Origin of the sequence: Marivita geojedonensis (genome assembly GCF_002115805.1) — a bacterium.
Lineage (GTDB): Bacteria > Pseudomonadota > Alphaproteobacteria > Rhodobacterales > Rhodobacteraceae > Marivita > Marivita geojedonensis.
Genome location: NZ_JFKC01000004.1, coordinates 111,863 through 137,693, shown reverse-complemented (window position 1 = coordinate 137,693; position 25,831 = coordinate 111,863). Strand labels below are relative to the sequence as shown.

General features: G+C 63.0%; 23 protein-coding genes. 3 read left to right on the top strand and 20 right to left on the bottom strand.

The window, feature by feature from the left end:
* Positions 1-2: 2 nt before the first annotated feature.
* The 15 genes from MGEO_RS07250 to ftsW all read right to left on the bottom strand — a co-directional run bounded on the left by MGEO_RS07250 (position 3) and on the right by ftsW (position 18,066).
* On the bottom strand, positions 3-1,679 hold the full coding sequence (locus MGEO_RS07250) for a chloride channel protein (protein WP_085636057.1): 1,677 nt from the start codon (positions 1,677-1,679) through the stop codon (positions 3-5).
* 300 nt (positions 1,680-1,979) lie between these two features.
* A complete protein-coding gene (recN, locus tag MGEO_RS07245; RefSeq protein ID WP_085636137.1) occupies positions 1,980-3,632 on the bottom strand; it encodes a DNA repair protein RecN in 1,653 nt (550 codons plus the stop codon).
* A 33-nt stretch (positions 3,633-3,665) separates the two neighbouring features.
* Positions 3,666-4,520: an outer membrane protein assembly factor BamD gene (locus tag MGEO_RS07240; protein ID WP_085636056.1), complete on the bottom strand. Its 855-nt coding sequence runs from the start codon at positions 4,518-4,520 to the stop codon at positions 3,666-3,668.
* Positions 4,521-4,688: 168 nt separating this feature from the next.
* Positions 4,689-5,609 (bottom strand): UDP-3-O-acyl-N-acetylglucosamine deacetylase, encoded by a 921-nt coding sequence (gene lpxC / locus MGEO_RS07235; protein WP_085636055.1) that lies wholly within the window; start codon positions 5,607-5,609, stop codon positions 4,689-4,691.
* A gap of 214 nt (positions 5,610-5,823) precedes the next feature.
* Positions 5,824-7,452 (bottom strand): cell division protein FtsZ, encoded by a 1,629-nt coding sequence (gene ftsZ, locus MGEO_RS07230; RefSeq protein ID WP_085636054.1) that lies wholly within the window; start codon positions 7,450-7,452, stop codon positions 5,824-5,826.
* A 172-nt stretch (positions 7,453-7,624) separates the two neighbouring features.
* Positions 7,625-8,959: a cell division protein FtsA gene (ftsA, locus tag MGEO_RS07225; protein WP_085636053.1), complete on the bottom strand. Its 1,335-nt coding sequence runs from the start codon at positions 8,957-8,959 to the stop codon at positions 7,625-7,627.
* Positions 8,956-9,831 carry a cell division protein FtsQ/DivIB gene (locus tag MGEO_RS07220; protein WP_085636052.1) on the bottom strand — a complete coding sequence of 292 codons (876 nt, stop codon included), beginning with the start codon at positions 9,829-9,831 and terminating at the stop codon, positions 8,956-8,958. The genes ftsA and MGEO_RS07220 overlap by 4 nt, the downstream gene beginning before the upstream one ends.
* Positions 9,819-10,739: a D-alanine--D-alanine ligase gene (locus tag MGEO_RS07215; RefSeq protein WP_233139740.1), complete on the bottom strand. Its 921-nt coding sequence runs from the start codon at positions 10,737-10,739 to the stop codon at positions 9,819-9,821. Before MGEO_RS07215 ends, MGEO_RS07220 begins: the two co-directional genes overlap by 13 nt.
* Positions 10,740-10,844: 105 nt before the next feature.
* Positions 10,845-11,792 (bottom strand): UDP-N-acetylmuramate dehydrogenase, encoded by a 948-nt coding sequence (murB, locus tag MGEO_RS07210; protein WP_085636050.1) that lies wholly within the window; start codon positions 11,790-11,792, stop codon positions 10,845-10,847.
* 39 nt (positions 11,793-11,831) lie between these two features.
* Positions 11,832-12,089, bottom strand: a complete 258-nt coding sequence (locus MGEO_RS07205) for a DUF2484 family protein (RefSeq protein ID WP_085636049.1) — start codon at positions 12,087-12,089, stop codon at positions 11,832-11,834.
* Between the two features lie 235 nt (positions 12,090-12,324).
* Positions 12,325-13,395: a flavin monoamine oxidase family protein gene (locus tag MGEO_RS07200; protein WP_233139738.1), complete on the bottom strand. Its 1,071-nt coding sequence runs from the start codon at positions 13,393-13,395 to the stop codon at positions 12,325-12,327.
* Positions 13,373-14,041: a cupin domain-containing protein gene (locus MGEO_RS07195; protein ID WP_085636048.1), complete on the bottom strand. Its 669-nt coding sequence runs from the start codon at positions 14,039-14,041 to the stop codon at positions 13,373-13,375. Before MGEO_RS07195 ends, MGEO_RS07200 begins: the two co-directional genes overlap by 23 nt.
* Before the next feature lie 256 nt (positions 14,042-14,297).
* On the bottom strand, positions 14,298-15,695 hold the full coding sequence (gene murC / locus MGEO_RS07190) for a UDP-N-acetylmuramate--L-alanine ligase (protein WP_085636047.1): 1,398 nt from the start codon (positions 15,693-15,695) through the stop codon (positions 14,298-14,300).
* The gene (locus MGEO_RS07185) at positions 15,692-16,810 is read right to left on the bottom strand and encodes a UDP-N-acetylglucosamine--N-acetylmuramyl-(pentapeptide) pyrophosphoryl-undecaprenol N-acetylglucosamine transferase (RefSeq protein ID WP_085636046.1); all 1,119 of its coding nucleotides are present in this window, start codon (positions 16,808-16,810) and stop codon (positions 15,692-15,694) included. The genes murC and MGEO_RS07185 overlap by 4 nt, the downstream gene beginning before the upstream one ends.
* Before the next feature lie 89 nt (positions 16,811-16,899).
* The gene (gene ftsW / locus MGEO_RS07180) at positions 16,900-18,066 is read right to left on the bottom strand and encodes a putative lipid II flippase FtsW (protein ID WP_085636045.1); all 1,167 of its coding nucleotides are present in this window, start codon (positions 18,064-18,066) and stop codon (positions 16,900-16,902) included.
* A gap of 143 nt (positions 18,067-18,209) precedes the next feature.
* Here ftsW and MGEO_RS07175 point away from each other — a divergent pair, with 143 nt between their 5' ends.
* Genes MGEO_RS07175 through MGEO_RS07165 form a run of 3 tightly spaced genes read left to right on the top strand, consistent with a single transcriptional unit; the run spans position 18,210 to position 20,751 of the window.
* Complete coding sequence (locus MGEO_RS07175; protein ID WP_085636044.1) at positions 18,210-19,391, top strand: BaiN/RdsA family NAD(P)/FAD-dependent oxidoreductase; 1,182 nt, start codon at positions 18,210-18,212, stop codon at positions 19,389-19,391.
* A 32-nt stretch (positions 19,392-19,423) separates the two neighbouring features.
* On the top strand, positions 19,424-20,086 hold the full coding sequence (locus tag MGEO_RS07170) for a hypothetical protein (protein ID WP_085636043.1): 663 nt from the start codon (positions 19,424-19,426) through the stop codon (positions 20,084-20,086).
* A complete protein-coding gene (locus MGEO_RS07165) occupies positions 20,083-20,751 on the top strand; it encodes a hypothetical protein (RefSeq protein ID WP_085636042.1) in 669 nt (222 codons plus the stop codon). Before MGEO_RS07170 ends, MGEO_RS07165 begins: the two co-directional genes overlap by 4 nt.
* Here MGEO_RS07165 and murD read toward each other — a convergent pair.
* The 5 genes from murD to murA are packed head-to-tail and all read right to left on the bottom strand — an operon-like array spanning position 20,748 to position 25,828.
* A complete protein-coding gene (gene murD / locus MGEO_RS07160; protein ID WP_085636041.1) occupies positions 20,748-22,154 on the bottom strand; it encodes a UDP-N-acetylmuramoyl-L-alanine--D-glutamate ligase in 1,407 nt (468 codons plus the stop codon). The two genes, MGEO_RS07165 and murD, sit on opposite strands and share 4 nt — an antisense overlap.
* A 57-nt stretch (positions 22,155-22,211) precedes the next feature.
* Positions 22,212-23,513 carry a histidinol dehydrogenase gene (hisD, locus tag MGEO_RS07155; RefSeq protein ID WP_085636040.1) on the bottom strand — a complete coding sequence of 434 codons (1,302 nt, stop codon included), beginning with the start codon at positions 23,511-23,513 and terminating at the stop codon, positions 22,212-22,214.
* A 52-nt stretch (positions 23,514-23,565) separates the two neighbouring features.
* The gene (locus tag MGEO_RS07150) at positions 23,566-24,084 is read right to left on the bottom strand and encodes a GNAT family N-acetyltransferase (protein WP_085636039.1); all 519 of its coding nucleotides are present in this window, start codon (positions 24,082-24,084) and stop codon (positions 23,566-23,568) included.
* Positions 24,081-24,560, bottom strand: coding sequence for a DUF2948 family protein (locus tag MGEO_RS07145; RefSeq protein WP_249033520.1), 480 nt, complete (start codon positions 24,558-24,560; stop codon positions 24,081-24,083). The genes MGEO_RS07150 and MGEO_RS07145 overlap by 4 nt, the downstream gene beginning before the upstream one ends.
* The gene (gene murA / locus MGEO_RS07140) at positions 24,557-25,828 is read right to left on the bottom strand and encodes a UDP-N-acetylglucosamine 1-carboxyvinyltransferase (RefSeq protein WP_085636038.1); all 1,272 of its coding nucleotides are present in this window, start codon (positions 25,826-25,828) and stop codon (positions 24,557-24,559) included. The genes MGEO_RS07145 and murA overlap by 4 nt, the downstream gene beginning before the upstream one ends.
* Positions 25,829-25,831 lie beyond the last annotated feature (3 nt).

Here is a 25,831-nt window from a genome sequence, read left to right as displayed (position 1 = left end):
GGTCAGCTGTGTTCTTCTGCGGCTGTCGCGGCAAGCGCACGGTTGTAGGCCTTGAGAGCATCCACATGGAACAACGCGCCCTGAAGCACGGGCGCGCCTTCGGGCCCATCAGGCCGGACCACGGGCAGGAACGCCACGCCTGATCTGTCAAAGAGCGGCAACGCGGTTTCCAAGGTTGCCTGCGCCTGCACGTAAAGCCCCTGTTCAATCATCGTCAGGCAGGCATCCTCATCAGCCGCGTTGGCGTCAGACGGTTTTCGCATCACGCCCTGCACCCTAAACATTGCAAGAAGATATGCCTGCGGTCCGGCGGCCAGGTGAACGTTTCGCCGTTCCAGTTGAGTCAGGAAGAACGACCGATCGACCAGCCGTGCCGCGACTGCGGTGGACATCGACACAGACACCATCACCGCCAGTCCGGTCTGCCAGTCGCCCGTCAGTTCGAAAACAATCAGCGTGGTCGAGATCGGCGCTCCCAGAACCGCAGCGGCAACCGCTCCCATGCCGGCGAGCGCATAGAGTGTTGCCGTGCCCGACTGATCGGGGAAGAGCCCGGTTGCGATCAGGCCAAAGGCCAGACCCGTCAGCGCACCAAGCATCAGCGAAGGCGAAAACACTCCGCCGCCCATACGGCCGCCCATGGTAACGGCGACAGCCACCACCTTGAGCATCGCGAAAACCACGGCCTCGTGCCAAAGCAGCGCCCCGGTCAACGCGCGCGACGTGGTCTCGTATCCGACGCCGATGATGTGGGGAAACCAGATCGCCATTGCGCCCAGCAACATGCCGGCCACCGCAGGCCGCAGCAGAAGCGGGAGCCCCAAGGACTTCTGCAACCGGGAACCGACATCGTCCGCAAGAAACACCGCGCGCATCATCGCCACCGCGACCAGCCCGCAGACCAGCCCGAGGATGAAGAACGCAGGAAGCTCGAGATAGAACTCGACCGTGGTCGTTCCGGGCAGCGTGAATTCGGTGACATCCCCGAACACCAATCGGTTGATCACCGTGCCCGCTGCGCTCGCGACGACAATCGGGGCGAAGGCGTGCACGGCGAAGTGCCGCAGGATCACCTCAAGCGCAAACAGCGCACCGGCAATCGGAGCGTTGAAGCTGGCAGACACGGCAGCCGCCACGGCGCATCCCAGAAGATCCCGCCCCGTGATGCCGTCGGCACGGATCGTGTTCGACACCCATGACGAAATCATTGCAGCGATATGCACCACCGGGCCTTCCCGTCCCGTGCTTCCACCTGTGGAGAGCGTGATCCACGAAGAAATGGCCGAAGCGATTCCAGCCTTCTTTTCAACCCGTCCGTCGTTCAGCGCGGCCCCTTCAATGACATCTGCCACAGACCGAACCCGTCCGTCCGGGGTGAAGTAGTGAACGATCACACCAACCACCAATCCGCCCAGTGTCGGGATTGCCAGCAGCAACCACCAGGGAAGGGTCTCGGCATAGGAGTGAATGGTCGTTACGCTGGGCGTGCCGTAAACCGAGGTTTGCAGAAACGTGATCCCAAGGCGGAACACCGTGGCCGCCAGGCCTGCGGCCAGTCCGATCAACAGCGCAATCAGCCAGAACTGAAACTGCGACGGTCCTTTATGGCGCAGCAAATCCCAGCCGCGCGCGAACTGTCTCTTCATTGCCAGCAATTGTCGACGCAAAGCCGGAACCATGCCCAGCGGTCCTTTCGGGGAAGGCGCAATGCACCAAAAATCTTCTGATTACCAAGGCTTATTCAATGCGCCTGAACTGTCCACCCCCTCGGCGATCAAACTCTGTAACGGTCGGTGTCAGGACACACCCGCCAGCGCGATCGATCCGGGTTTTATGGTTTCCTGCCAAACCGGAACTGGCAATCACCGGGACCTGAGACCATGCCGTGATGCGCGACGGATTTGGACCGACAGGTGCAGCGCCGACACAAATATCGGTTGATTCACGCTCGCACCGACCGCGTTCCGATTTAGCCGGCTCTAGCCCGCAAGCAATGCTCGCGCGGCAGCGCGGGCCTCATCCGTAATCGTATCCCCGGACAGCATGCGGGCGATTTCCCCTTCCCGCGCAGACGGATCGAGCGGGATGACGGTCGAGGTGGTCTGCTGATCGGCGACCTGCTTTTCCACCCGCCAGTGATGCGCCCCAAGCGCCGCAACCTGAGGAGAGTGTGTGACCACAAGAACCTGCCCGCCCTGTGCCAGCGCAGCAAGACGCCGCCCCACCGCATCAGCCGTCGCCCCGCCGACACCTCGGTCGATTTCATCGAAGATCATGGTCAGCCCGGCGTCCCGCTGTTCGGACAGACACACTTTGAGGGCCAGCAGAAACCGGCTCAGTTCACCACCCGACGCAATCTTGCCAATCGGACCTGCCGGGGCACCGGGATTTGTGGCCACTGTGAAGGCGACGGCATCGCTGCCGTCCGGGCCTGCCGGGGCTTCTGTCAGATCGGTGACAAAGACGGCGCGCTCCATCTTGAGTGGGGCCAATTCAGCACAGACCGCCTTGTCCAGCTTTCGCGCCGCTGCTGCGCGACTCTCGCGCAAGGCCAGGGCTGCGGTTTCATAGGCGGCCTCGGCTGCGCGCAGATCAGCCCCCAGCCGGGTCATGCGGTCCGCGCCCTGATCCAGCGCAGAAAGACGTTCCCGCAGCGTATCCGCCAAACCGGCCAGATCATCGGGCGCGACGCTGTGTTTCCGCGCCAGCCCGCGCAGCGCAAACAGCCGTTCTTCCGTCGCTTCAAGTTCGTGCGGGTCGAACTCAAGCGCTTCGAGGCACGCGGTCACGCCGCGCGCCGCTTCGTCCAGTTCCGCCATCGCCCGAGCCAGTGCCGCAAGCGGTTCATCCAGCCGACCGTCCGCCGCATCGCTGACCCCTTCCAGCCAGCGCAGGGCATCCGACATTGCGCTTTCGGCCCCATCCTGTCCCATGACCTGAGCCGCGCGGGCAATGTCATCCCGGATGCGCTCGGACGCCTGCATCATCCGCCTGCGCGCATCGAGGTCTGCATCTTCGCCCGGTTCCGGCGCGAGTTTGTCCAACTCTGCAACCGAGTGGCGCAGGAACTCTTCCTCTGCCTGGGCAGCGGCATAGGCGGCCTCGGCCTCGGCCAGGGCTTTGCGCGCCTTCGACAAAGTCGACCATGCCGTTCTCACAGCCGAGAGAAGACCGTCATGCCCGGCAAACTGGTCCAGAAGCGCGCGGTGGCCTTTGGGATTCAGCAGACCGCGATCGTCATGCTGGCCATGCAACTCCACCAGTGTGTCCGACAGCGCACGCAGCATCTCACCGGTCACGCGCCGGTCGTTCACCCACCCCGTCTTGCGCCCATCCGAAGTGTTCACGCGACGCAGGATCAATTCGTCCGCGTCTTCAAATCCGGCGTCTGACAGAACGTCCCGCGCCGGATGCCCCGGGGGCAGATCAAAGACCGCCGTGACCTCTCCCTGATCGGCACCGCTGCGCACCAGTTCGGCGCGTCCGCGCCAGCCCAGCACGAATCCGAGGCTGTCCAGAAGGATCGATTTGCCTGCGCCGGTTTCGCCGGTCAGCACGTTCAGACCCGGCTGGAATTCGAGTTCCAGCCGGTCAATGATCAACATGTCCCGTATTTCAAGCGCACGCAGCATTTTGTGCAGGATGGGTGCGCGCACCCGTCCCCCTTACAACCACTGACCCTTGACCATCTGCCGATAGATCTGCCGCAGCCAGTTGTCCCCTGTGGCCTTGAGTTCAAGCCCCCGACCGGTCAGCAGTTTGAAACTGTCCTCGTACCAATCCGTGGACTGATAGTTGTAGCCCAGAATGGCCCCTGCCGTTTGCGCTTCGTCTGTCAGACCCAGAGACAGATAAGCCTCGACCAGACGGTGCAATGCTTCGGCCGTGTGCGTTGTGGTCTGGAAATCCTCGACCACGACACGGAAGCGGTTGATCGCGGCGGCATAGTGATCGCGGCGCAGATAGTACCGCCCGATCTCCATTTCCTTCGCCGCGAGGTGGTCAAACGCGAGGTCGAATTTGAGCACGGCAGACCGCGCGTATTCACTGTCCGGATACCGTTCGATTACGGTGCGCAACGCCTGCAGGGCCTGGAAGGTCAAACCCTGATCCCGGCCGACTTCCTCAATCTGGTCATAATAGCTCAGAGCCAGAAGGTATTGCGCATACGCGGCGTCTTCGTCTGTCGGATAGAAGTCGATGTAACGCTGTGCAGCGGATCGGCTGTTTTCGTAATCCTTGTTCTGGTGATGCGCATAGGCCTGCATGATCACCGCGCGCTTCGCCCATTCGGAATAGGGGTACAGGCGCTCGACTTCGGAGAAATAGAATGCGGCGTCTTCGGGATCGCTGCGATCCAGTTCGAATTCACCACGTTCGAAAATCTGCTCGGCAGTGAAATTCTCGATCGGGACACCACCCGGGCCAAACCCCGGTCGTTCTCCATCGCCGCACGCACTCAGCATCACAACCAAGAGCCCCGCTCCGATCACAGCTCTTGCGTTTCTGCCCGCTGCCATGCCCGTCACCTTCGATTCACCGCCGTGGCTATCTGTGCCACTTGTCTGCCATCGGTCCTAGCACAATAAATCCAAAGGCAAAACGCCTTTAGGCACCGAAGTGCAGAACCGCAAATCACATGGGGATTCTTGCCCCCGTGTGTCTGCATCGTTTCGCAAATATGTGGATCAGGCAACCGCCGGAATCTCGTGCGCCTCGACCCCTGCCCCGGGCAAACGCGCGGCCAATGCGATATCGCAATCCCGCACGCGATATCCGTCTGGTGTCGCAAACAGTTCGCGCAACAGCATGTTGGTCAGAGTGTGCCCCGCCTTGTGGCCTTCGTAGTGACCCAGGATCGGTGCCCCCGCGAGCGCAAGATCGCCAAGCGCATCGAGCATCTTATGGCGCACGGCCTCATCGGAGTGGCGCAGACCACCCGGGCTGAGGACCGCATCGCCATCGACGACGACAGCGTTTTCCATCGTCCCGCCAAGTGCCTTGCCCGCTGCGCGCATCGCCTCGACATCGGCCGCGCGGCAGAATGTGCGGCTGTCGCACAGCTCGCGGACAAAGGTGCCATTGGCCAGATCAAGCGACTTGCTCTGACGCCCGATGGCGCGATCCGCGAAATCGATATGGAAATCCATCGTGAGACCGGGTCCCGGTGCGAGACGCGCCCAGCCCTGTGATGTATGCACTTCGACCGTACTCAGGACTTCGATAACCCGGATCGGCGCGGTCAGCCGCTTGACACCAACCGACAGTATGCCGCGCACAAAGGGGGCCGCGCTGCCGTCGAGCACCGGCACTTCGGGCCCATCGATCTGCACCAATGCGTTATGAACACCGCATCCCACCAGCGCCGCCATCACATGTTCGATGGTCGAAACAGATACGCCTGCGTCGTTCACGATCAGAGTGCAGAGGGGGGATTGTTCGGCCCGGTCATAGAGCGCAGGAATCCGTCGGTTGCCAAGCCGGATATCCGTCCGTTCGAAGACGATGCCATGATCCGCCGGAGCCGGGCATATGGACATGTTCACCGGAGCACCGGTGTGCAGGCCAATCCCCGCGAAACGGATGGTCGATTGAACGGTCGTTTGCAAATGAACCTCTGGCGGTTACGCGTACACCCCCCAGCGTCGCGCTTCGCGGTAGGTAATACTAAGTGACCTATCTGGTCTCAAATCAAAGATTGTAACGGCCTGAAACACGCGGATGACACAGATCGGCGGATTTTCGCCGTGCCCGGCAAATACCTGAAACCAAAAGAAAACGCCCCCGAAAACGGGGGCGTTTCACTGGCAGATTCTTGCAGATTCAGTTGGCTTGGCGCCGCAGGAATGCGGGAATTTCGATCCGCTCCTGATCTTCATCGGCTTCAGGCGCGGGCGCCGGAGCGGCAGCTCCGGACTGCACCGGCGGCTGTGCCGTGCGGCGAACCGGGGTTTCCGATGCCTGTCCATGCCCCGTCATGCGGTTGATCAGCGAGTTGATCCCAAAGCGCGGACGTTCGCTGTCTGCCGGCTCCGGTTCTGTCTGTGCTGCGCGGGCTGCGGTGGCCGGACGCGCACGCGATGCGGCGGCCTGAAGACGGGCAAGCGCCTCTGCGCTCGGAGTGCCCGGAGCAGGCGAACGCGGGGCAACAAACTGCTCCGGATCGGCCTCGATGCTGTCTTCACGCGGGCTGAACTCGGCGACCTGCGGACGGTAGGCCGGCGGCGGCAGACCATCGTCGTCCAGCGCTTCGTCCTGCACGTCATCTTCATCGAAGATGGTTTCCATCTGCTCTTCCGCTGCTTCACGCTCGGTTTCCAGCGATCCGAACAGCGACGGCTCTTCTGCTGCTTCGGCAACGCGCGCTGCCGCCGGTTTCGGCATATGCGCTTCACGCTCGGCGCGGGCTTCTTCCTCAACCTGCGTGACCTGGGTGAGCGGCGTTGCCAGCTTGCGGCGCGGAACCGGAATATCCGTATGCACTTCGGAGGCGTCGATGCCGGTGGCCACCACGCTGACGCGCATCATGCCTGCCATGCCATCGTCCAATGTCGAGCCGACGATGATGTTGGCGTCGGTGTCCACTTCCTCGCGGATCCGGTTCGCTGCTTCGTCCAGTTCGAACAGGGTGAGGTCGTGGCCCCCGGTGATGTTGATGAGAACGCCCTTGGCGCCGCGCAGACTGATCTCGTCGAGCAGCGGGTTCGCGATGGCCTTCTCGGCGGCCTGAATGGCGCGATCTTCGCCCTCGGCCTCGCCGGTGCCCATCATCGCCTTGCCCATTTCGTCCATCACCGCACGGACGTCGGCGAAGTCGAGGTTGATCAGGCCCGGACGGACCATCAGGTCGGTCACACCCTTCACCCCCTGGTACAGAACGTCGTCCGCCATGGAGAACGCTTCGGTGAAGGTGGTCTTTTCGTTTGCGAGGCGGAACAGGTTCTGGTTCGGAATGATGATCAGCGTATCGACGACCTTCTGGAGCGCTTCGACACCCTCTTCGGCCTGCTTCATGCGCTTGCCGCCTTCGAACTGGAACGGCTTGGTCACGACACCGACCGTCAGAACGCCCAGCTCACGCGCGGCCTGCGCGATGATTGGTGCGGCACCTGTCCCCGTGCCGCCGCCCATTCCCGCGGTGATAAAGCACATATGCGCACCTGCGAGGTGATCGACGATCTGTTCGATGCTTTCCTCGGCCGCCGCCGCACCGACTGTGGCCCGCGCACCTGCGCCCAAACCTTCGGTGACCTTCACCCCGAGCTGAATACGGCTGGTCGACCGGCTCTGCTGGAGCGCCTGCGCGTCGGTGTTCGCCACAACGAAATCGACACCCTCAAGGGCCTTGTCGATCATGTTGTTCACCGCGTTGCCACCAGCACCACCAACACCGAACACGGTAATGCGGGGTTTCAATTCTTCCTGTCCGGGCACCGAAAGGTTCAAAGTCATGATTTTGTCCGCCTGCTATTTCAGCCCCATTCGGGACGTTTTCTGCACCTGTTTCGCCAATTATTACCGGGCAATCGGCCAAACGTCACGTAAAAACCGTATATTAGCACCAAATGTGCTATCATCTTCAACGGCGTATGCGGGATTTTGCCGATAGCTCAACATCTTGCGATCACCAGTTATCACGGAACCATTTGACCGCACGCTTCAAAGATCGTGCCGGATAGCGGTCCACCGGGATTTCAAAGTCCCACCATTCGTCCTGCGGATGGGCCGCAAACAGGCACAAACCAACGGCACTGGCGAATCCCGGACCGGTCGCAGCCTGCGGCAAACCATGCACCCGCATGGGTCGTCCCAGCCGCACCTGCTGGCCGAGGATCTTGGTCGCCAACCCGTCCAATCCGGGGATCTGGCTTGCCCCGCCGGTCAGCACGATCTGCTGGCTTGGCAGATGCTCGAAGCCGGCGGCGTCAAGCCGCGCGCGCACTTCTTCGAGGATTTCCTCAACCCGCGGCCGCATGATCCCGATCAGTTCCGCCCGGCTGACTGTCCGCCGGTCATGGTGCCAATCGCCGGTGTCACCGCCGATTTCAATCATGTCCCGGTCGTCCATCCCGGTCGCAACGACGCCGCCATGGAAGGTTTTGATCCGCTCGGCAACCGCCATTGGCACCTGAAGTCCCATCGAAATATCGCTGGTCACATGATCGCCGCCCATGCGGACGGCATCGGCAAAAATCATGTGCTTTTTCATGAAGATGGACAGCCCGGTTGCACCACCGCCCATGTCGATGCAGGCGGCACCCAGCTCCTGTTCGTCCTCGACCAGAGCCGAAACACCGGACACATAGGCCGAACTCGCGATGCCCGCCAATTCGAGGTCACAGCGTTTCATGCAGTGGGCAAGATTCTGGATCGCCTGCGCATCCACGGTCAGCATGTGCATGTCGGCTGCAAGCTCCTGTCCGATCTGCCCACGCGGGTCGATCAGCCCGCTGCGGTGATCGAGAGCAAAATTCACCGGCTGCGCGTGCAGCACTTCGCGCCCATGGCCGAAATCAGGCACATCACAGGCCGAAAGCACGCGGGCTACGTCCTGTTCGTCTACCGTGGACCCGGCCACTTCGACCTTTCCGGCAAGACCGTAGCTGCGCGGATCAGCGCCTGCAAAACATGCGATAACATGATCAACACGGATCTGGGCCATCTTCTGTGCCGCCTGAACCGCCGTCCGGATGGCCCGTTCGGTCTCGCCCATTGAGTCGATTTCACCAAACCGCACACCCCGTGAGCGCGTCGTGGCCGCCCCGATCACCCGAAAGCCGGACTGCCCTGCCAGCGACCCGATGCTGTCGGTTTCAAGAGACCTGTCTGTTCCATCGAAGCGCAGCACAAGACAGGCAATCTTGGAGCTGCCAATGTCGAGAATGGCAATCACCCCTCTCTGCATCGCCGCCTTGCGCATATTGCGCATTGCCCGCTGTGACTCGTATAGCTCGATCATTCCAATGGTTCCCCTGCCTCGATCGCGCGGATGCGCTGCAATTCCTGCACCGCTCCGTCTGTCATTCTAAGTGTTGGCCGGTGTGGCAGTCGCAGATCGACCGTCACCAGATCCCGCTCCAGCATGTCCACCGCCTCGTCCATCGCGATGACCCGTTCCAGCGCCAGAACCGCGTCGGTTTCGGGAAGCAGAATGCGCTGATCCCGGTCCAGCACCACATCCCAGCGCCGTTCTCCCATGCGGACAAGTCCGCGCAGACGACCGGCCAGCGGTTCAGCCGCTGCAACCAGATCGAGCGCCTCGGTCACGTTCCGATCCGCGCCTTCACCGACGATCAGCGGCAGCTCCGGCCAGTCCGAGCGCAAAAAGGCCGGCCCGACCAGAACGCCCTCATTGTCCAGCAGCTCAAGCCCCTGGTCATTGCGCCACAGCACAACCGGGATGCGCTCGACGACATCCACCTGCAGCACATTGCCCTGCCGCACATAAAGCCGCGCCGACTTCACCGGGTTCAGCGAAACGACCGTCTCGCGCATTTTCTCAAGATCCAGATCGAAAGAGCTGATCGGGAAATCCAGCGGCAGCATCTCGCGGATACCTTCCGCAACAAGATCGCTCGCACCATCCACCGCCATCATGTTGACCATGAATTCCGGACGGCTTTCGACCTGCGAGCGCAGATCTGAATAGGTGTCGGTGATCAATTGGCGGTTTTCCTCGACCGACAGCCACCAGCTGGCAACACCAAAGGTCAGAAGACAGGGCAGCCCGAAGCGCAGCAGCAACCGGAACAGCGGCGTCAGCATGAGCCGCTCCATCCGGTACTTCAGGCGGGACGGTGCCGGATCAGGGCGCGCGGTCATCTGTGACATGACGCGTCCTCCACCATCCATCGGCACAGCGCGCCGAAACTCATACCCGTATGCGCAGCCTGTTCCGGCGTCAGAGATGTGGGCGTCATGCCAGGTTGGGTGTTGGTCTCGAGCAGGATCAACCCGGCAAGCCCCCTGCTCTCATCCCAACGGAAATCGGTGCGGCTCACCCCCCGGCAGCCCAGCGCGGTGTGAGCGCGCACGGCGTAGTCGAGACACGCCTCGGTGATCTCGTCCGGGATATTGGCAGGCAGCACGTGGCGCGATCCGCCGGTCTTGTATTTGGCGTCGTAGTCGTACCAGCCGTCGGTCAGGATGTCGGTCACACAAAGTGCCCGGCCGCCGACCACGGTCGTCGTCATTTCCCGCCCGGGCGCGAAGGCTTCGACCATGACGGTTTCCGGCATATCATCGGAAAGCTGCGGTGGGCCGTTTGCGTCTTCGTTCACAAGGTAGACGCCGACCGAAGAGCCTTCATTGAACGGCTTGACGACATATGGCGGCGGCAGGACGTGACGCTTCCTGACCTCGTCGCGCGACGCGAGAACGCTCTCGACCACTGGCAACCCATGGCGGCGGTACACGTCCTTGGTCCGCTCCTTGTCCATCGCAAGGGCAGAGGCCAGAACGCCAGAATGGGTATAGGGAATTCCAAGCCACTCGAGCAGCCCCTGAACGCAGCCATCCTCACCCCAGCGGCCATGCAGTGCATTGAAACAGACATCGGGAGCCAGCGCGGTCAAAACAGACGCAAGGTCACGGCCCGCATCGACCTCGTGAACCTCAAATCCTTCGTCCCGCAAAGCGGCAGCGCATTCGCGCCCTGTAGACAGAGACACTTCGCGCTCTGACGAAGGGCCACCCATCAAAACTGCCACCTTCGGGTTTGTCCTGCTCGACATACCCAAAATCGCCTCAACTCATGGGGGTTTACCCCCATTTTCTGCCCGGGGCCGAACCCCGTTTTTTATGTTGTGCAACCTGCCCGGCGCACCGCCTTCACCTGCGAGGGTTCATCCCTCGTCCGGTTGCGCCGCCGGAACCAAAGCCTCGCCGACGCGTTTGATTTCCCATTGTAACTCTATTCCCGAGTGCAGGAAAACCTTTTTTCTCACCTCTTCGCCCAATCCTTCGAGGTCCGCCGCCGTGGCATTTCCGGTATTGACCAGAAAGTTCGAATGTTTGGGCGACATCTGCGCCCCGCCGCGCATTGCGCCGCGCATGCCGGCGTCATCGATCACCTTCCATGCCTTGAGGTCATGGACATCGTCCGCTTTGCCGGTTGACGAAAACCCGGCCGGATTGCGGAACGTGCTGCCCGCGGTGCGGTCCTTGGTGGGTTGCGTTGCATCACGTTTGGCCAACTGATCTTCCATCCGGGCGTGCAGAGCGTCCGGATCGGCCATCGCGCCTTCAAACAGCGCCTCGACAACAACCGCGCCGTCAGGAAGTTCGCTCGACCGGTAGGCGAGTTTCAGGTCCGCTGCCGGAAGCGTGACATAGTCGCCAGACCGCAGGACGACCCCCACTTCGATCAGGTGGTCGGCCACATAAGACCCGTAGCAGCCCGCGTTCATACAGACCGCCCCGCCAATCGCGCCGGGGATGGTGCGCAGAAAGGTCAGATCGACCCCGGCATCGGCCGCGCGCCGCGCCACATGCGCATCCAGAGCCGCCGCCCCCGCTCGCACCCGCGTGCCGTCAACCTCGATCCCGTTGAAACCCCGCCCAAGCCGGATGACCACCGCCCGCAATCCGCCATCCCGCACGATCAGGTTTGAGCCGACCCCCATCGGAAATATCGGAACATCCTCTGGGAGCTCCCTCAGGAAACCGGAAAGGTCATCCAGGTCGGCGGGCTGAAACAGCCAGTCCGCAGGCCCGCCCACGCGCAGCCATGTCAGATCGGAAAGGGGTCTGTCGGGGGTCAGCCTGCCCCGCACCTCGGGAAGTCGCGTCATGGTCCGCCTTGTGCAACGCCACGGCGCAGGCGTAAAGCCTCATTCCGCGCGGGTTTTAACGTGCCGGAGAAACCACGACCAGAGATAGCGCAACGGCCACCGGAAGATGCTGGCTGCCGCCGCCGTCACCGCAAGTCCCCACATCAGGCCATCATTCACGTAAACCCAGACAACGATCGGCAGACCAAGCGCCATAAGGAAATAGGCCCGCCGCCAGTGATTGTCGTTTGACGGGATTGCCGCAAGGATCGCTGCCAGGATGATCCAGCAGCACGCTGCACTCAGGGAATAGCTCATCGCGGTTTCTCCACCACTCGGCCAGACAGGCTCGTCCATCTCATATCCGCGGCCCCGCTCAGGGAATAACGGGATCGGGCACCTGGCAGCTGAGCCCCGATCCGAACCGCGCGCCTACTGTGACCAATCGCTTCCACGCCCGCAAGATGCCACATTTCCGGGCGCGGACAGAGTTGGCGCTTCTGCAACAACGCCCTGCCCTGCACCTCGCGTCACACGCCCGTAGGTATCGCAATCACCCCGCAAGCACCCAGTCGGCCGCCTCTTCAGCCGACGCCAGCGCGCCTTCCAGGTAGCCGCCCATCTCCGGGGCCAGCTCCGTTCCGGCAAAACAGACCCGGTCGCCCGGCGCCGCCTTCAGGGTCTCGGGTCTCCCGTATGCCGGATGATGCGTCAAAGGCTGGCGGTCCGTCTCGACAGATGTAAACTCCTCTTCGGCCCAATCGGTATAAAACACCGCCAATGGCGCGGACGCGCGCGAGCCGAATACCCGCCCCAACTGCGCGACACAGGCCTCGATAACCGCTGCGCGCTGCCCGGCACGTACCGCCGGAGGCACGCCCAGAAATCCGAACAGCGCGCCGTTGTCCCCGGAACCGGCATCGTGAATCTCGACCATCGGCCCCCGGCGGCTCATCACATCGCCGGACAGGCCGTCTTCCCGCCAGAAAGGCTTTTGGTAGACCGCAACCAGCTTTGCATGACCTGCCATCCACGTCGGCACTCCCTGCAGGGCAGCGATCTGGACGGGGCTGAACTCCGACCCGCGCACCAACTCTGCGGCGAGTCGGGGCGGCAGCGCGAGAACGGTCCGGGCTGCCTCGACCGTCTGACCATCCTCAAAAGTCAGCCCACCTGCAGCAGAAACTTCACGCACCGGTGCAGACAGAGTTATCGCGCTCTCGGGCAATTGCGCAGCAAGACGTGAAACAAGCGCTCCCATGCCACCGCGCACCCGGTAGGATCCCTGCATCGAGGAAAACCCCCGATCCCGGATCACCTCGCCCTGTTCGGTCTCATAAAGCAGCGCGCCCTCGGCCCATTGATCGAACCGCTCCAACCCCAGCGCATTGACCAGTTGGGCCATCCTCGGCTGACCGGGCCAGAACCATGACGGCCCAAGGTCAAACCCGGCACCGTCGCGCATCGCAGTCTGTATGCGCCCGCCAAGACGCGACCGCGCCTCATAAAGGTGAAATGGAACACCGGCCCTGTTGAGGTGCCAAGCCAGAGCAAGCCCCGTCAGCCCGCCCCCGACAATCGCCACCGTATCGCGCATCCGGTCAGACTGCCGGGGCTTGCGCATAAGGCAAATGGCCGGTCTTCATCCAAAGCCTGGCACCATCCGCTCCGGCCACCGCCCGCAGGGCCATCCCGTCCGGAAGTCGCAGCCAGGATCCGGCCTTCAGCCGCGTATCGCCTTCGCTCAGATCCCCCTCCAGCAGCAAAAGCTCCACACCGCCTGCCACGTCCTCAACAATCTGCGCCCCCGCCTCCAGCACGACATAGGACACAACTTCGCGCGCATCCCGATGCAACTCCGCCCGCGCAACCCCGTTTTCGACAGGGCCCAGTTCTGCGGCCATGTCGCGCCGGAACTGCGTGCGGTCGTCAAGGTCGAACTGCCAGAGCTTCACGAAAATCGTGCAGCCGTTTTCGGCTCCGGGTGTGTGCTGCGAGGTCGGTGGATTGCGCACATAGGTGCCTGCCGGATAGTCGCCATGCTCGTCCTGAAACACACCGTCCAGCACCAGAAATTCTTCGCCCCCGGTATGAGTATGCGCAGAAAAATGGCTGCCCGGTGCGTACCGCACGATCGACGTGGCCCGAGCGACTTCCTCGCCGATCCGGTCAAGCATACGCCGCTCCACGCCGGGCATCGGCGAGGCGACCCAAGGCATGTCCGCCGAATGCACCACCACCCGCTTCGAAAAATCCGCGTTCAGTTCCACCCTGTCTCCTCCCCGTCGTGTCTTGCCAAGACCTAGCGCTGCGATGCGACGAATAAAAGTCGCGGGCGGATTGACGTATTGGAGGCCCCCCTGTGCCGCGATGTCCGCGCAAGCCTTGTGGCACCACGGGCGACGGTTTCGGTCAACCGAAAATCGAGAACGCGTCGACGCATCCTTACGTTCGGTCAGACCCTGAGGAACACCGCTGATCCGGTGGACGCTGTGCTCATGCGAAACGTTCCCCGCTAGCGAGGAACTACCCCGCCAACCGCTCCGGCAGACCATTCGCCCAGGCCGAAATCGTACCTGCGCCGAGGCACACAACGATATCCCCGTCGCGCGCCTGCTCGCGGACCAGACGTTCCAGATCGTCCTCAGAGAGGATCGCGCGGGCGTGTCGGTGCCCATGCCGGATCAGTCCCGCCACGAGATCGTCCCGGCTGGCTCCGGGGATCGGATCCTCGCCCGCAGCGAACACTTCCGCGATGGCAACCACGTCAGCCTCGTTGAAACAGGCGCAGAAATCGTCGAAGAGATGCGACAGACGCGAATACCGGTGCGGCTGGTGAACCGCGATCACCCGCCCGTCCGACGCCTGTCGCGCGGCCTTGAGCACGGCGGCAATCTCGACCGGGTGATGTCCGTAATCATCAATGATGGTGACCCCGTTCCATTCACCCACCTTGGTGAAGCGCCGGTTCACTCCGCCGAACGCCGCCAGCGCTTCGCGGATCTCGGATTTCTTCATCCCAAGATGCCGCGCAACGGCCACTGCGGACAGGGCATTGGACACGTTATGATCCCCCGGCATCGGCAGGGTACAGCCTTCGATCACGTCACCCTCGGCCTGAAGCGCCACGTCAAAATGCGCGACGCCCTTTTCATACCGCAGGTTGATCGCCCGCACGTCAGCCTGCGCGTTGAAGCCATAGGTCACAACCCTGCGGTCCGTGACCTTGCCCACCAACCGCTGCACCTCGTCGTGATCCGTGCAGCACACGGCCAGCCCGTAGAACGGGATATTGGACACGAAATCCTGAAAGCCCTGGCGTAAACGGTCGAAATCACCCCAATGCTCCATGTGTTCGGGGTCGATATTGGTGACGACCGCGATGGTCGCCGGAAGGCGGTTGAATGACCCGTCACTCTCGTCCGCCTCGACCACCATCCACTCGCCCTGCCCCATCCGCGCGTTGGAGCCGTAGGCGTGGATGATGCCACCGTTGATCACGGTGGGATCAAAGCCACCGGCCACCATAAGCTCGGCCATCATCGTTGTGGTCGTTGTCTTGCCGTGTGTGCCGGCAATCGCGATATTCGACTTGAGCCGCATCAGTTCGGCCAGCATGTCGGCGCGGCGCACCACCGGCAGGCCACGCTTGCGCGCCTCATCGAGTTCAGGGTTGCCCGGTTTGATCGCGGTCGACACTACAACCACCTCCGCCCCCTCAAGGTTCTCGGCCCTCTGCCCTTCGAACACCCGCGCGCCCAGTTCTGACAGACGGTTGGTGATCTTGGAGGCCTTCAGATCCGACCCCTGCACGGTGTAGCCGAGGTTCAGCAGCACTTCGGCGATGCCCGACATGCCAATGCCGCCGATCCCGACAAAATGGATGGCACCGATATCGACGGGCAGTTTCGTGGCGGCGTTCATTCCTGTGGTCCTTCCGGGTGGTCCTGGTTGTGTCCGGCCAGCCGTTCGACCAGCGCAGCAAGGTCCTGCGCCGCGTCGGGGCGGGCCTGAGAGAGAGCGGCCTGCGACATCTGCAATGCCGCGTCGGGGTTTTGCAGAACCGCCGCGATCTGTTCGGCCAGGCTGTCGACGGTGAGTTTGCTTTCGGGGATGCGGATCGCGGCCCCGGCCTCGACCAGTCCGCGCGCGTTGGCGGTCTGATGATCTGCCGTGGCGGCGGCATACGGAATAAGGATCGACGGGCGTCCAATGACCGAGATATCCGCCACACTCGATGCGCCTGAGCGGGATATGACCAGCTGTGCTTCGGTCATCCGGTTGGGCACGTCATTGAAGAACGGCTGTACATCGGCATTGATCCCGTGCTCCGCGTAGAACGTGGCGACACGTTCCCCGTCTTCATCACGCGCCTGATGGCTGACACGCAGGTGTTGAAGGGTCTCGAGCGGCAGCGATGCAATCGCGGGAGGCACCACGTCCGAAAGGATCCGTGCGCCCTGGCTGCCACCGATCACCAGGATCGACATCGGATAGTCACCCGGCGGGATATAGGCGGCACCGGCGCGGTCCTTTACCGCCAGTCGCACCGGGTTGCCGACATGTACGCCGTCCACACCGTCCGGCAGGGTCGTCGGCCAGGTTCCACAGGCGACACGGTCCACCCGCTTGGCAAAAAGCGCATTGACCCGACCCAGAACACCGTTCTGTTCGTGGATCATCCGCGGGCGCCGCAGCAGCCAAGCCGCGCCCAGCGCGGGAATCGACGGGTAGCCCCCGAAACCCACGACCACATCGGGCTTGTCTCGCAACATCCGGCCCGACATGGACAACACGCCGCCAAGCACGCGCAGCGGCACCAGCGCCTTGGCCAGCAGCCCGCCCCGCGCAAAGGTGGCGCTGCTCACCTGTTCGATCTCGGTCGAATGGGGAAAGCCACCCGTATAGCGGGCGCCACGCGCGTCAGTGGACAGTTTCACACGCCAGCCCCGGCGCAGCATGACCTCGGCCAGCGCCTGCGCCGGAAACATGTGACCGCCGGTCCCTCCGGCTGCGATGACAAGATAGGGTTTGCTCATGGTTTCCCCGCCCAAGGATTGAGGCACAGAGACCTGTCCAGGCCGCGTTTGTCAACAAAGCCGGGCGCGATTGCCCCCACATACGGGCCTTAGCGCAACCGTCCCCGCAAGATATCGCCGATTTCGCCCTGTGGTCGGGTCCGGGTAAAGGCCAGAAGCATCCCCACGGCGATGCCACCCGCAATCAGCGACGACCCGCCATAGCTGACGAAGGGAAGCGTCATGCCCTTGGCCGGCAGGAGGCGCACGGCAACGCCCATGTTGATCATCGCCTGCACCCCGAACATGCAGGCCAGACCGGTGCCCGCAAGCCGGATGAAAGGATCGCGTTCACGCATCAGGCGCAGCAGCGACCGCACCACGATCGTGGCGTACAGCGCGATGATGATGAGAACGAGGACAAGGCCATATTCCTCGGCGGCCACGGCGATGATGAAGTCTGTATGTGCATCGGGGAGTGACCATTTCACCTGTCCCTCGCCGACACCGACGCCGAGAAATCCACCTTCACGTATGGCGTTTGTCGCGTAGCCCAGCTGGGTTGTCGGATCGACCTCCGGGCTGAGGAACCCGTCGATGCGTCGCGCAAAGTGCTCGGAGTTCTGATAGGCAATCGTTCCCGCAAACACCACGAGGCCAGCCATGATCATCAACAGCAGCATCGGCGCGCCGGCGACGAAATACATCACGCCCCAGCCAAACAGCACAAGGCACGCCTGTCCGAAGTCAGGCTGAAGCGCCAGCATCAGAACGATGCTGACCGTCAATGCAAATGACAGCGTCTTTCCGGGCGGGCCACCCAACTCCTGGCTGGCCGCCAAAAGCCAGGCCGCAACGATGACGAAGGTGGGTTTCAGGAACTCGGACGGCTGAACCGACGCAAATCCCAGCGAATACCAGCGCACCGCGCCTTTGCCGAAGTCAGTGCCGAAGAAAGGCAGCATGCTCAATGCGATAAAGGCCGCGATAAACCCCAGCACAGCCAGCCGGCGCACCACAATCGGGCCCAGCATCGAGACAAAAATCATCACACACAGCGCCAAACCGCCAAACACGGCCTGCCGCTGAACGTAGTGAAACGCGGCAAACCCGTTACGCTCGGCCAGTGGTGGCGAGGCCGCCAGACCAAGCAGGATGCCGATACCGAAGAGGATCAGGATGCAGGACAAGGACCATTTGTCGACCGTGCGCCACCACTTCGGCAACACAGGTTCGCCCGCACGGGTCGGCACCGCGCCATAGACCATCTCTGTCATGGTTTCACCGCTATTTCTGCCTCTGTCGCCCGTGTTTTCCCGGGTCTCTGCGCACACCCTACCCGATATGATTCGCTCGATCCAGAGGAATGATTCGCTCAAGTCCCCTTGAACGCGCCTCCATTCCGTGATGGGTACGGATCATGCAGGTGAACACGTTAATTCTGGGGGCCGGAGCGGCTGGCATGATGTGCGCGGCACATGCCGGCCCATCGACGCTTGTCATCGATCATGCCAAGGCCCCGGGCGAGAAGATCCGCATTTCGGGCGGCGGGCGCTGCAACTTCACCAACATGCACACCGATCCGTCACGGTTTCTGGGCCAGAACCCGCATTTCCACAAATCGGCACTCAGCCGGTACACCCAGTGGGATTTCCTCGACCTCGTGGACCGCCACAGGATCGCATGGCACGAAAAGACGCTTGGGCAGCTCTTCTGCGATGACAAGGCAACCCAGATCGTCGAGATGCTGCGCGCCGAGATGGCGCAGGCGGGAGCTGAGTTATGGTTGCAGACCGCGCTGGCTGATCTGAGCCATGACGGCACGCGTTTCACCGCGCAGCTCGAGCGCGAGGGAAAACGCACAACTCTTTCTGCCCGCAACCTCGTGCTTGCGACCGGGGGCAAGTCGATCCCCAAGATGGGCGCCACAGGTCTCGCCTATGAAATCGCGCGGCAGTTCGGACATGCCATCACCGACACCCGCCCTGCCCTTGTGCCGCTGACCTTTTCGTACCAGCGCTTCGCCGCAATCTCCGGTGTGTCGACCCCGGTCATTGCGGAAACCAACGGGACTGCTTTCGAAGAGGCGGTGCTCTTTACCCATCGCGGCCTCAGCGGGCCTGCGGTGCTGCAGATCTCTAGCTACTGGAAAGAGGGTGACAGCATCAGCATCAACCTTCTGCCCGGGCACGATCTGACAGTGAGCCTGAAGTCGGCGCGTCAGGCACACGGCAAACGCAACGTCACCACCGCTCTGGCCGAGGTGCTGCCTGAACGGCTGGTCACTCACCTCTCTTCCGACCTGCCTCTGGGCGGCAATGTCGGCGATCTGTCGGACAAGCGCATCGACGAACTCTCCGACCGCCTCCGCCACTGGACGCTGACACCCACAGGAAGCGAAGGCTACCGCACCGCCGAGGTCACGCTTGGCGGGATCAGCACCGACCGGATCGACAGCAAAACAATGATGTCGCGCGATGTGCCGGGGCTCTACATGATCGGAGAAGCGGTGGATGTGACCGGCTGGCTGGGCGGCTACAACTTCCAGTGGGCGTGGAGTTCGGGTGTCGCCGCAGGCCGTGCCATCACGGCTTTGTCTTGAATCCATCATCGTCCTGTTACACATCTGCGCGCATGTCCCGCGCACCCTCCTCCGTTCCCAAAGCTCCGCTCGCCCTCTTGCGCGGGCCGCTGCGCGATCTGGCAAACCGCGCCCTCAAAGGCAGCGACGCCCCCATTGCGCAGGAACGGATCTGGATCGATCCACGAAACCTGACCCGAATCTACACGCGGAACGCCGCGCAGACTCCGGATTTCAAACGCCGCCATTCCGGCATGGTGATCGAAGGGGACTGGGATCGGAACACCGAACCCACCGACCTCTCCTGGAAGGTTGCCGCCTGTCTGGCGCATTTCCGCGATGGGAAGTCCTGGGAAGAGACCGGCATCTACGACCGGATGCAGGCAATGATTGCGGAACGGGGACCATTCGACAGCTGTCGCTCCCTTGCCGACATTATTGCAAGATACCAAAAGATCGACGCTCTTTATTCGGACATTCGGGATAATGACTATCGCGACGACACCGTTCCCTCCCGCACCGGGCCGCGACTGCCGGAAGGCGTGTTTGTTCATATCGACCGCAACGGAGACCCGATCTTCGGCGCTATCGGCAATCATCGCGTGGGCATCGCCCGCGCGTTGGGGCTGACCCGCATCCCGGCACAGCTTGGAGTGGTGCATCCGGACGCGCTGGCAAGCAATGCGCTCGCCCAATATCGGGATGCACCGGCATGAGTGATCTGCGCAAATCAATCCGCGCGGGCGTGCCGGTCAAGGTTCTGCGCGACCTTACCAACCGGCTGCGCTATGGGGCGGACGCCCCTCAGAGCGACGAGCTGATCTGGGTCCGCGCCCGTGACGTGACGCATTGGTACAAGCCCGATCCCGAGAACGGCGCGCCCCGGTACCGGCGGCGTCATTCCGGGTTGGTCGCGGGTGGCGACTGGGATCAGTCCCGCAAACCCTTCGGCAGCCAGATCAAGCTCGACAGCATCCGTGACCATTTCGAACGCGGTGTGCCCTGGCAGCAAACCGACCTGTTCGACTGGATGCTCAGGCAGATCGACGAGAAGGGTCGCATCGACGGCTGCCACACCCGCGAGGACCTGATCGCGCGTTATGAACGGCTCGACCGAATTTACGAGGAAGCCCAGCGCACCGGCACGCTGCGTCCGCATGGCAGCGTCAATCAGACACGCGGTGAACAGGGCGGCATCCTTGTGCACATCGCGCGGGACGGCACCCCGCTGCGCGACGGCGGCGGCATGCACCGCTTTGCCATCGCCTATATCCTCGATCTGAAGAAGGTTCCCGCGCAGCTGGGTGTGATCCATGCCGATGCGGTCAAGGCAGGTCTGATGCACGAGCTGCGCACGCCACCCGCCCGATCCGCCAGCTAGAGCTGGGCCAGAGCCGCTTGCACCCGCGCGGCGAAATCCTCGCCGCGTTTTTCAAAGCTGTCGTACTGGTCAAAGCTCGCCGCCGCAGGTGCCAGCAGCACCACGTCGCCCGGTTCCGCCTCGGCAGCGGCGCGGGCCACAGCAACCTCCATCGTTCCACAGGCTTCAGCCTCGACGCCGGTCAGTTGCACCGCAAACCCGTCCGCCTCGCGTCCGATGACGTAGGCCTTGCGCACATGGTCAAAACCGGGGGCCAGCGCATCAAGCCCCCCTTCCTTTTGCAACCCACCACAGATCCAGCGGATGTTCTTGAACGCCTGCAACGCCTTCAGCGCGGAATCCACGTTGGTGGCCTTGCTGTCGTTCACAAAGGTCACGCCGTTTTTCTCAGCGATGATTTGGCTGCGATGCGGCAGACCGGCAAACGACGTCATCGCGGCTTCGATCTGGCGCGGGGCAACGCCCAGCGCGCGCGTGGCCGCATAGGCGGCGCAGGCATTCTGATGGTTGTGGGCACCGGGCAAGCCCTTGATTTCGCGCAGGTCGATTGAGCCGACCTGTTTGCCCTTGCGCCACTCGGTCAGGAACCCCTTTCGCGCATAGACATGCCAGCCCGGCCCAGTCAACTTCTGACCCGAGGACACGCGGATCACCCGATCATCGCCCGGCCCTTCGGAGAGCTGGTTGGCAATATACAGCCCTTCGTTCTCGTCCACACCGATCACCGCACGGTCCGGTCCGCCTTCGGCAAAGAGCCGGCGCTTGGCCGCGAAATACCCGCCCAGCCCGGCGTGCCGGTCAAGGTGGTCCGGCGACAGGTTGGTGAACACCGCCACATCGGGGGTCAACGCACGGGCCAGATCGGTTTGGTAACTGGACAGCTCCAGCACCACCACATCGCCATCGCCCGGAGGATCGATGTCCAGAACACCGCGCCCGATATTACCCGCCAACTGGCTGTGCCGGTCGGTGGTCGAAAGGATGTGATGGATCAGCGCCGAGGTGGTGGACTTGCCGTTGGACCCGGTCACCGCGATCACGCGCGGCGCTGTGTCGAACTCGTCCCACTCTCTGGTGGCAAGGGACCGGAAAAACAGGCCGATGTCATTATCCACCGGCACACCCGCCGCCCAGGCTTTGGCGATCACCGGATTCGGTGTCGGGTAGAGATGCGGGATGCCGGGACTGACGATCAGGCAGGCAATCTCGTCGAAGGCGCCATCGCGGGTCAACTCGCGGGTTTCGAATCCTTCGGCCTCAGCAGCCTCGCGGGCTTTGGGGTTGTCATCCCAGCACACCGCCGTCGCCCCGCCTTCGCGCAGGGCCCGCGCTGCAGACAGGCCGGATCGGCCCAAACCCAACACGGCCACCTGATGGCCTGCAAAACCCTGAACCGGGATCATCGCGCACCTCTTGCTTGGTCCGCCAATCGCTACCGCATCTGAGGACTGTGGGAAAGATCAGCCGTTGAGCTTGCGCAGACGTGCCGTCACCGACAGCCCGTGCGCCTCGAGCGATTCCGACCGGGCCAGCGTTTCCGCCGCCGGACCGATCGCCCGCAACGCGTCGGGCGACATTTTCGCCAGCGTTGTCCGTTTGAGAAAATCCAGCACCGACAGACCGGACGAGAACCGCGCCGACCGCGCCGTGGGCAGTACGTGGTTCGGACCGCCGACATAATCGCCGATGGCCTCGGGCGTCCACTGACCAAGGAAGATCGCGCCGGCATGGGTGATCTTCGCGGACAGCGCGTCGGGATCGTCGACACAAAGTTCCAGATGTTCCGGCGCGATCCGGTCACAGAGCGCCGCCGCCTCATCCAGATCCCGCACGGTGATCACCGCGCCGAAATCGCGCCAGCTTGCCCCGGCAATCGCGCGGCGTTCCAGCGTTTCCAGCCGCTTCTCGACCGCGTCCGCCACCGCCTGACCAAAGGCAGCATCGGTGGTGATCAGCAAAGACTGCGCGCTCTCGTCGTGTTCCGCCTGAGACATCAGGTCCAAAGCAATCCAGTCCGGGTCATTCTCGCCATCCGCAATCACGAGGATCTCCGACGGCCCGGCGATCATGTCGATCCCCACCTTGCCGAAGACCCGGCGCTTTGCCGCCGCAACAAAGGCGTTGCCCGGCCCGGTGATCTTGTCCACCGGCGCGATGGTCTCAGTCCCGTAGGCCAGCGCCGCAACCGCCTGCGCGCCACCGATGCGGTAGACCTCATTTACACCGGCAATGCGGCAGGCCATCATCACCAGCGGGTTGATCACCCCATCCGGCGTGGGCACAGTCACCGCCAGCCGCTTGACCCCCGCCACCTTGGCAGGGACCGCGTTCATCAGGACCGAGGACGGATAGCTGGCCAGCCCGCCGGGCACGTAAAGCCCTGCTGCCGAAACGGCCGTCCAGCGCCAGCCCAATGTGGCTCCGTCCGGATCGGTCCACATTTCGTCCTTTGGCATCTGCCGGGTATGGTAAGCGCGGATGCGCTCTGCCGCCGTTTCCAGCGCCACACGCTCGGCCTCGGGCACCTTGGCGATCTCGGCGTCGATCTCTGCCTCTGACACGCGCATCTGGGCTGCGGTCAGGTCCAGCCGATCGAATTTCGCCGTCAGTTCAAGCACCGCGTCATCGCCGCGCGCCCGCACATCCGCAATGATCCCCGCAACCACGTCGTCCACATCCGGGCTGTCCTCGCGCTTGGCGCTCAGCAGCGCGGCAAAGCGGCTTTCGAAATCGGCATCTTTCGTGGACAGGAATTGCGGCATGACGCCCTCCGGATCAGCTTTGCCGGGTACTTAGACCGCGCCGCCCGAACCCTCAAGCGCCGCGCGTCAGGTCCGTGCCATCCAATGCCTTGATCATCAGGAAATCATCCCGCCCATCGCCGTCGATCAACACCGATCGGGGTCTTCGTCCGAACACATGAAAGCCCAGCGCGTGATAGAGCTTCTGTGCTCCGGTATTCTCCACATCGACGCACAGTTCCACCTGCTGGATGCCCGCCGTCGCCAATTGCTGCAAAAGCGCGTCCATCAACGCCCGGCCAAAACCCTGCCCCTGCGCCTCGGATCGCACGTAAAGCGGGCCGATATCGGCCATGTGCTGCATCCGCTGCGGCCCGCCGCGCCGGGCCGAAACAAACCCGACCAGCCGCCTGGCATCGTCAAAAGCGCCCAAAGTCAGATTGACCTCGAGCATCTTCTCGACATCCTTGTTGGGAATGGCGCGAACCTCTTCGGCACCGAACAGAAAGGCAGTGGGCACCTTCATCAGACCATCCGCCCAAATCGCCCGATAGGCCGACAGATCTTTCGACGTCAGCCGCCGTATGGTCATTCCGGATGGCCCGGCACCTTGCCCGACACCGCCGCATAGGGCTTGGTCACATCGCGCAGCGCAACCTCGAGCGCACTCACTTGAAGCCGCAGCGCCCCATCGCCCGCCAGCGTCAGCAGCACCGCACCGCCGCCTGCCTCGTCCGGCTCGAACGTGACCGAGAGAAACGAGAGAATCGTATCCGCATCGCCGCGCGGCACACCCTGGCTGGCGACCCGCTCGACGTTTTCCACCGCGAGCACAGACTGCACGCGCTCGGGCTTGCGGCCGCCGCGCTGGGCAGACGGCACGTCCTCCCAGCGAAACCGGTTGAGCAGGATGCCGAACCGCGCCCTGCTGCGCTGCCACTGCATTTCCGTCGACGGAAACACGGCATCCTGACAGAGCGCCGACAGCACCTGCAGATCGTCGTCATCCATCGCCACCAGCCGCAGCGGGCGGGCAGCCCCGTCTTCGAATGTGGCGTCCTGAGTCACTGTCCCGTCACCCGCTCTATCTTGGCCCCAACACCGGAGAGTTTGCGCACAACGTGCTCATACCCACGGTCAAGGTGGTACACCCGGCTCACGATGGTTTCGCCCTCGGCGGCAAGCCCGGCAAGAATCAGCGACACCGAGGCGCGCAGATCGGTCGCCATCACCGGCGCGCCGCGCAGCCGGTTGACACCGGTCACCCTGGCGGTCCCGCCATGCACGTCGATCTTCGCACCCATCCGCACCAGTTCCGGCGCGTGCATGAAACGATTCTCGAAGATCTTTTCTTCCAGAACACTGGTGCCTTCGGCGGTGCAGAGCAGCGCCATCATCTGTGCCTGCAAATCGGTCGGGAAACCGGGGAACGGTTCGGTCGTCACATCCACCGCCGACACCCGCCCGTTCTTGCGCGAAACCTTCAACCCGTTCGGTGTTTCCTCGACCGAAACCCCTGCCGCATCCAGCTTTTCGCAGAACGCCGCCAGCAGGTCGATCGTGCCGCCGAGACACTCGACCTCGCCGCCGCAGATCGCCGGAGCCAGCATGTACGTACCCAGTTCGATCCGGTCCGTCACGACCCGGTGCGTCGCGCCGCCAAGAGTATCGACCCCCTGAATGGTGATCTCGGACGTGCCTTCGCCTTCAATCTGCGCACCCATTTTCTGCAGACAGTGCGCCAGATCGACAATCTCCGGCTCACGTGCCGCATTCCTGAGAACCGTCGTCCCCTTCGCCAGGGTCGCTGCCATCAGCGCGTTTTCGGTCGCCCCGACCGACACAAACGGAAACTCGACGATCCCACCCTGCAATCCGCCCGCAGGCGCCTTTGCATGCACATACCCGTCGCGCAGGTCCAGTTCGGCCCCCATCGCCTCGAACGCCTTGAGGTGCAGATCCACCGGGCGCGCGCCAATCGCACAGCCGCCGGGCAGCGAAACCTCGGCATGTCCGAACCGCGCCAGCAAGGGCCCCAACACGAGAATCGATGCCCGCATCTTGCGCACGATGTCGTATTCGGCACGCGTCGAGGTCAGGTCGTGGCTCGACATGGCCAACACCTGTCCGTCCTGCAACGCCTGCACTTCGGCCCCAAGCGACTGCAACAGCGTCGTCATGGTGCGGATGTCGCTCAGACGCGGCGCATTGGTGAGTGTCAGCGGTTCATCGCTCAATAGCGTCGCCGGCATCAATGTCAGGCAGGCATTCTTTGCGCCCGCAATGGGAATCTGCCCGTTCAGCGGGCCGTTCCCCGTCACGATAATCTGGTCCATCGA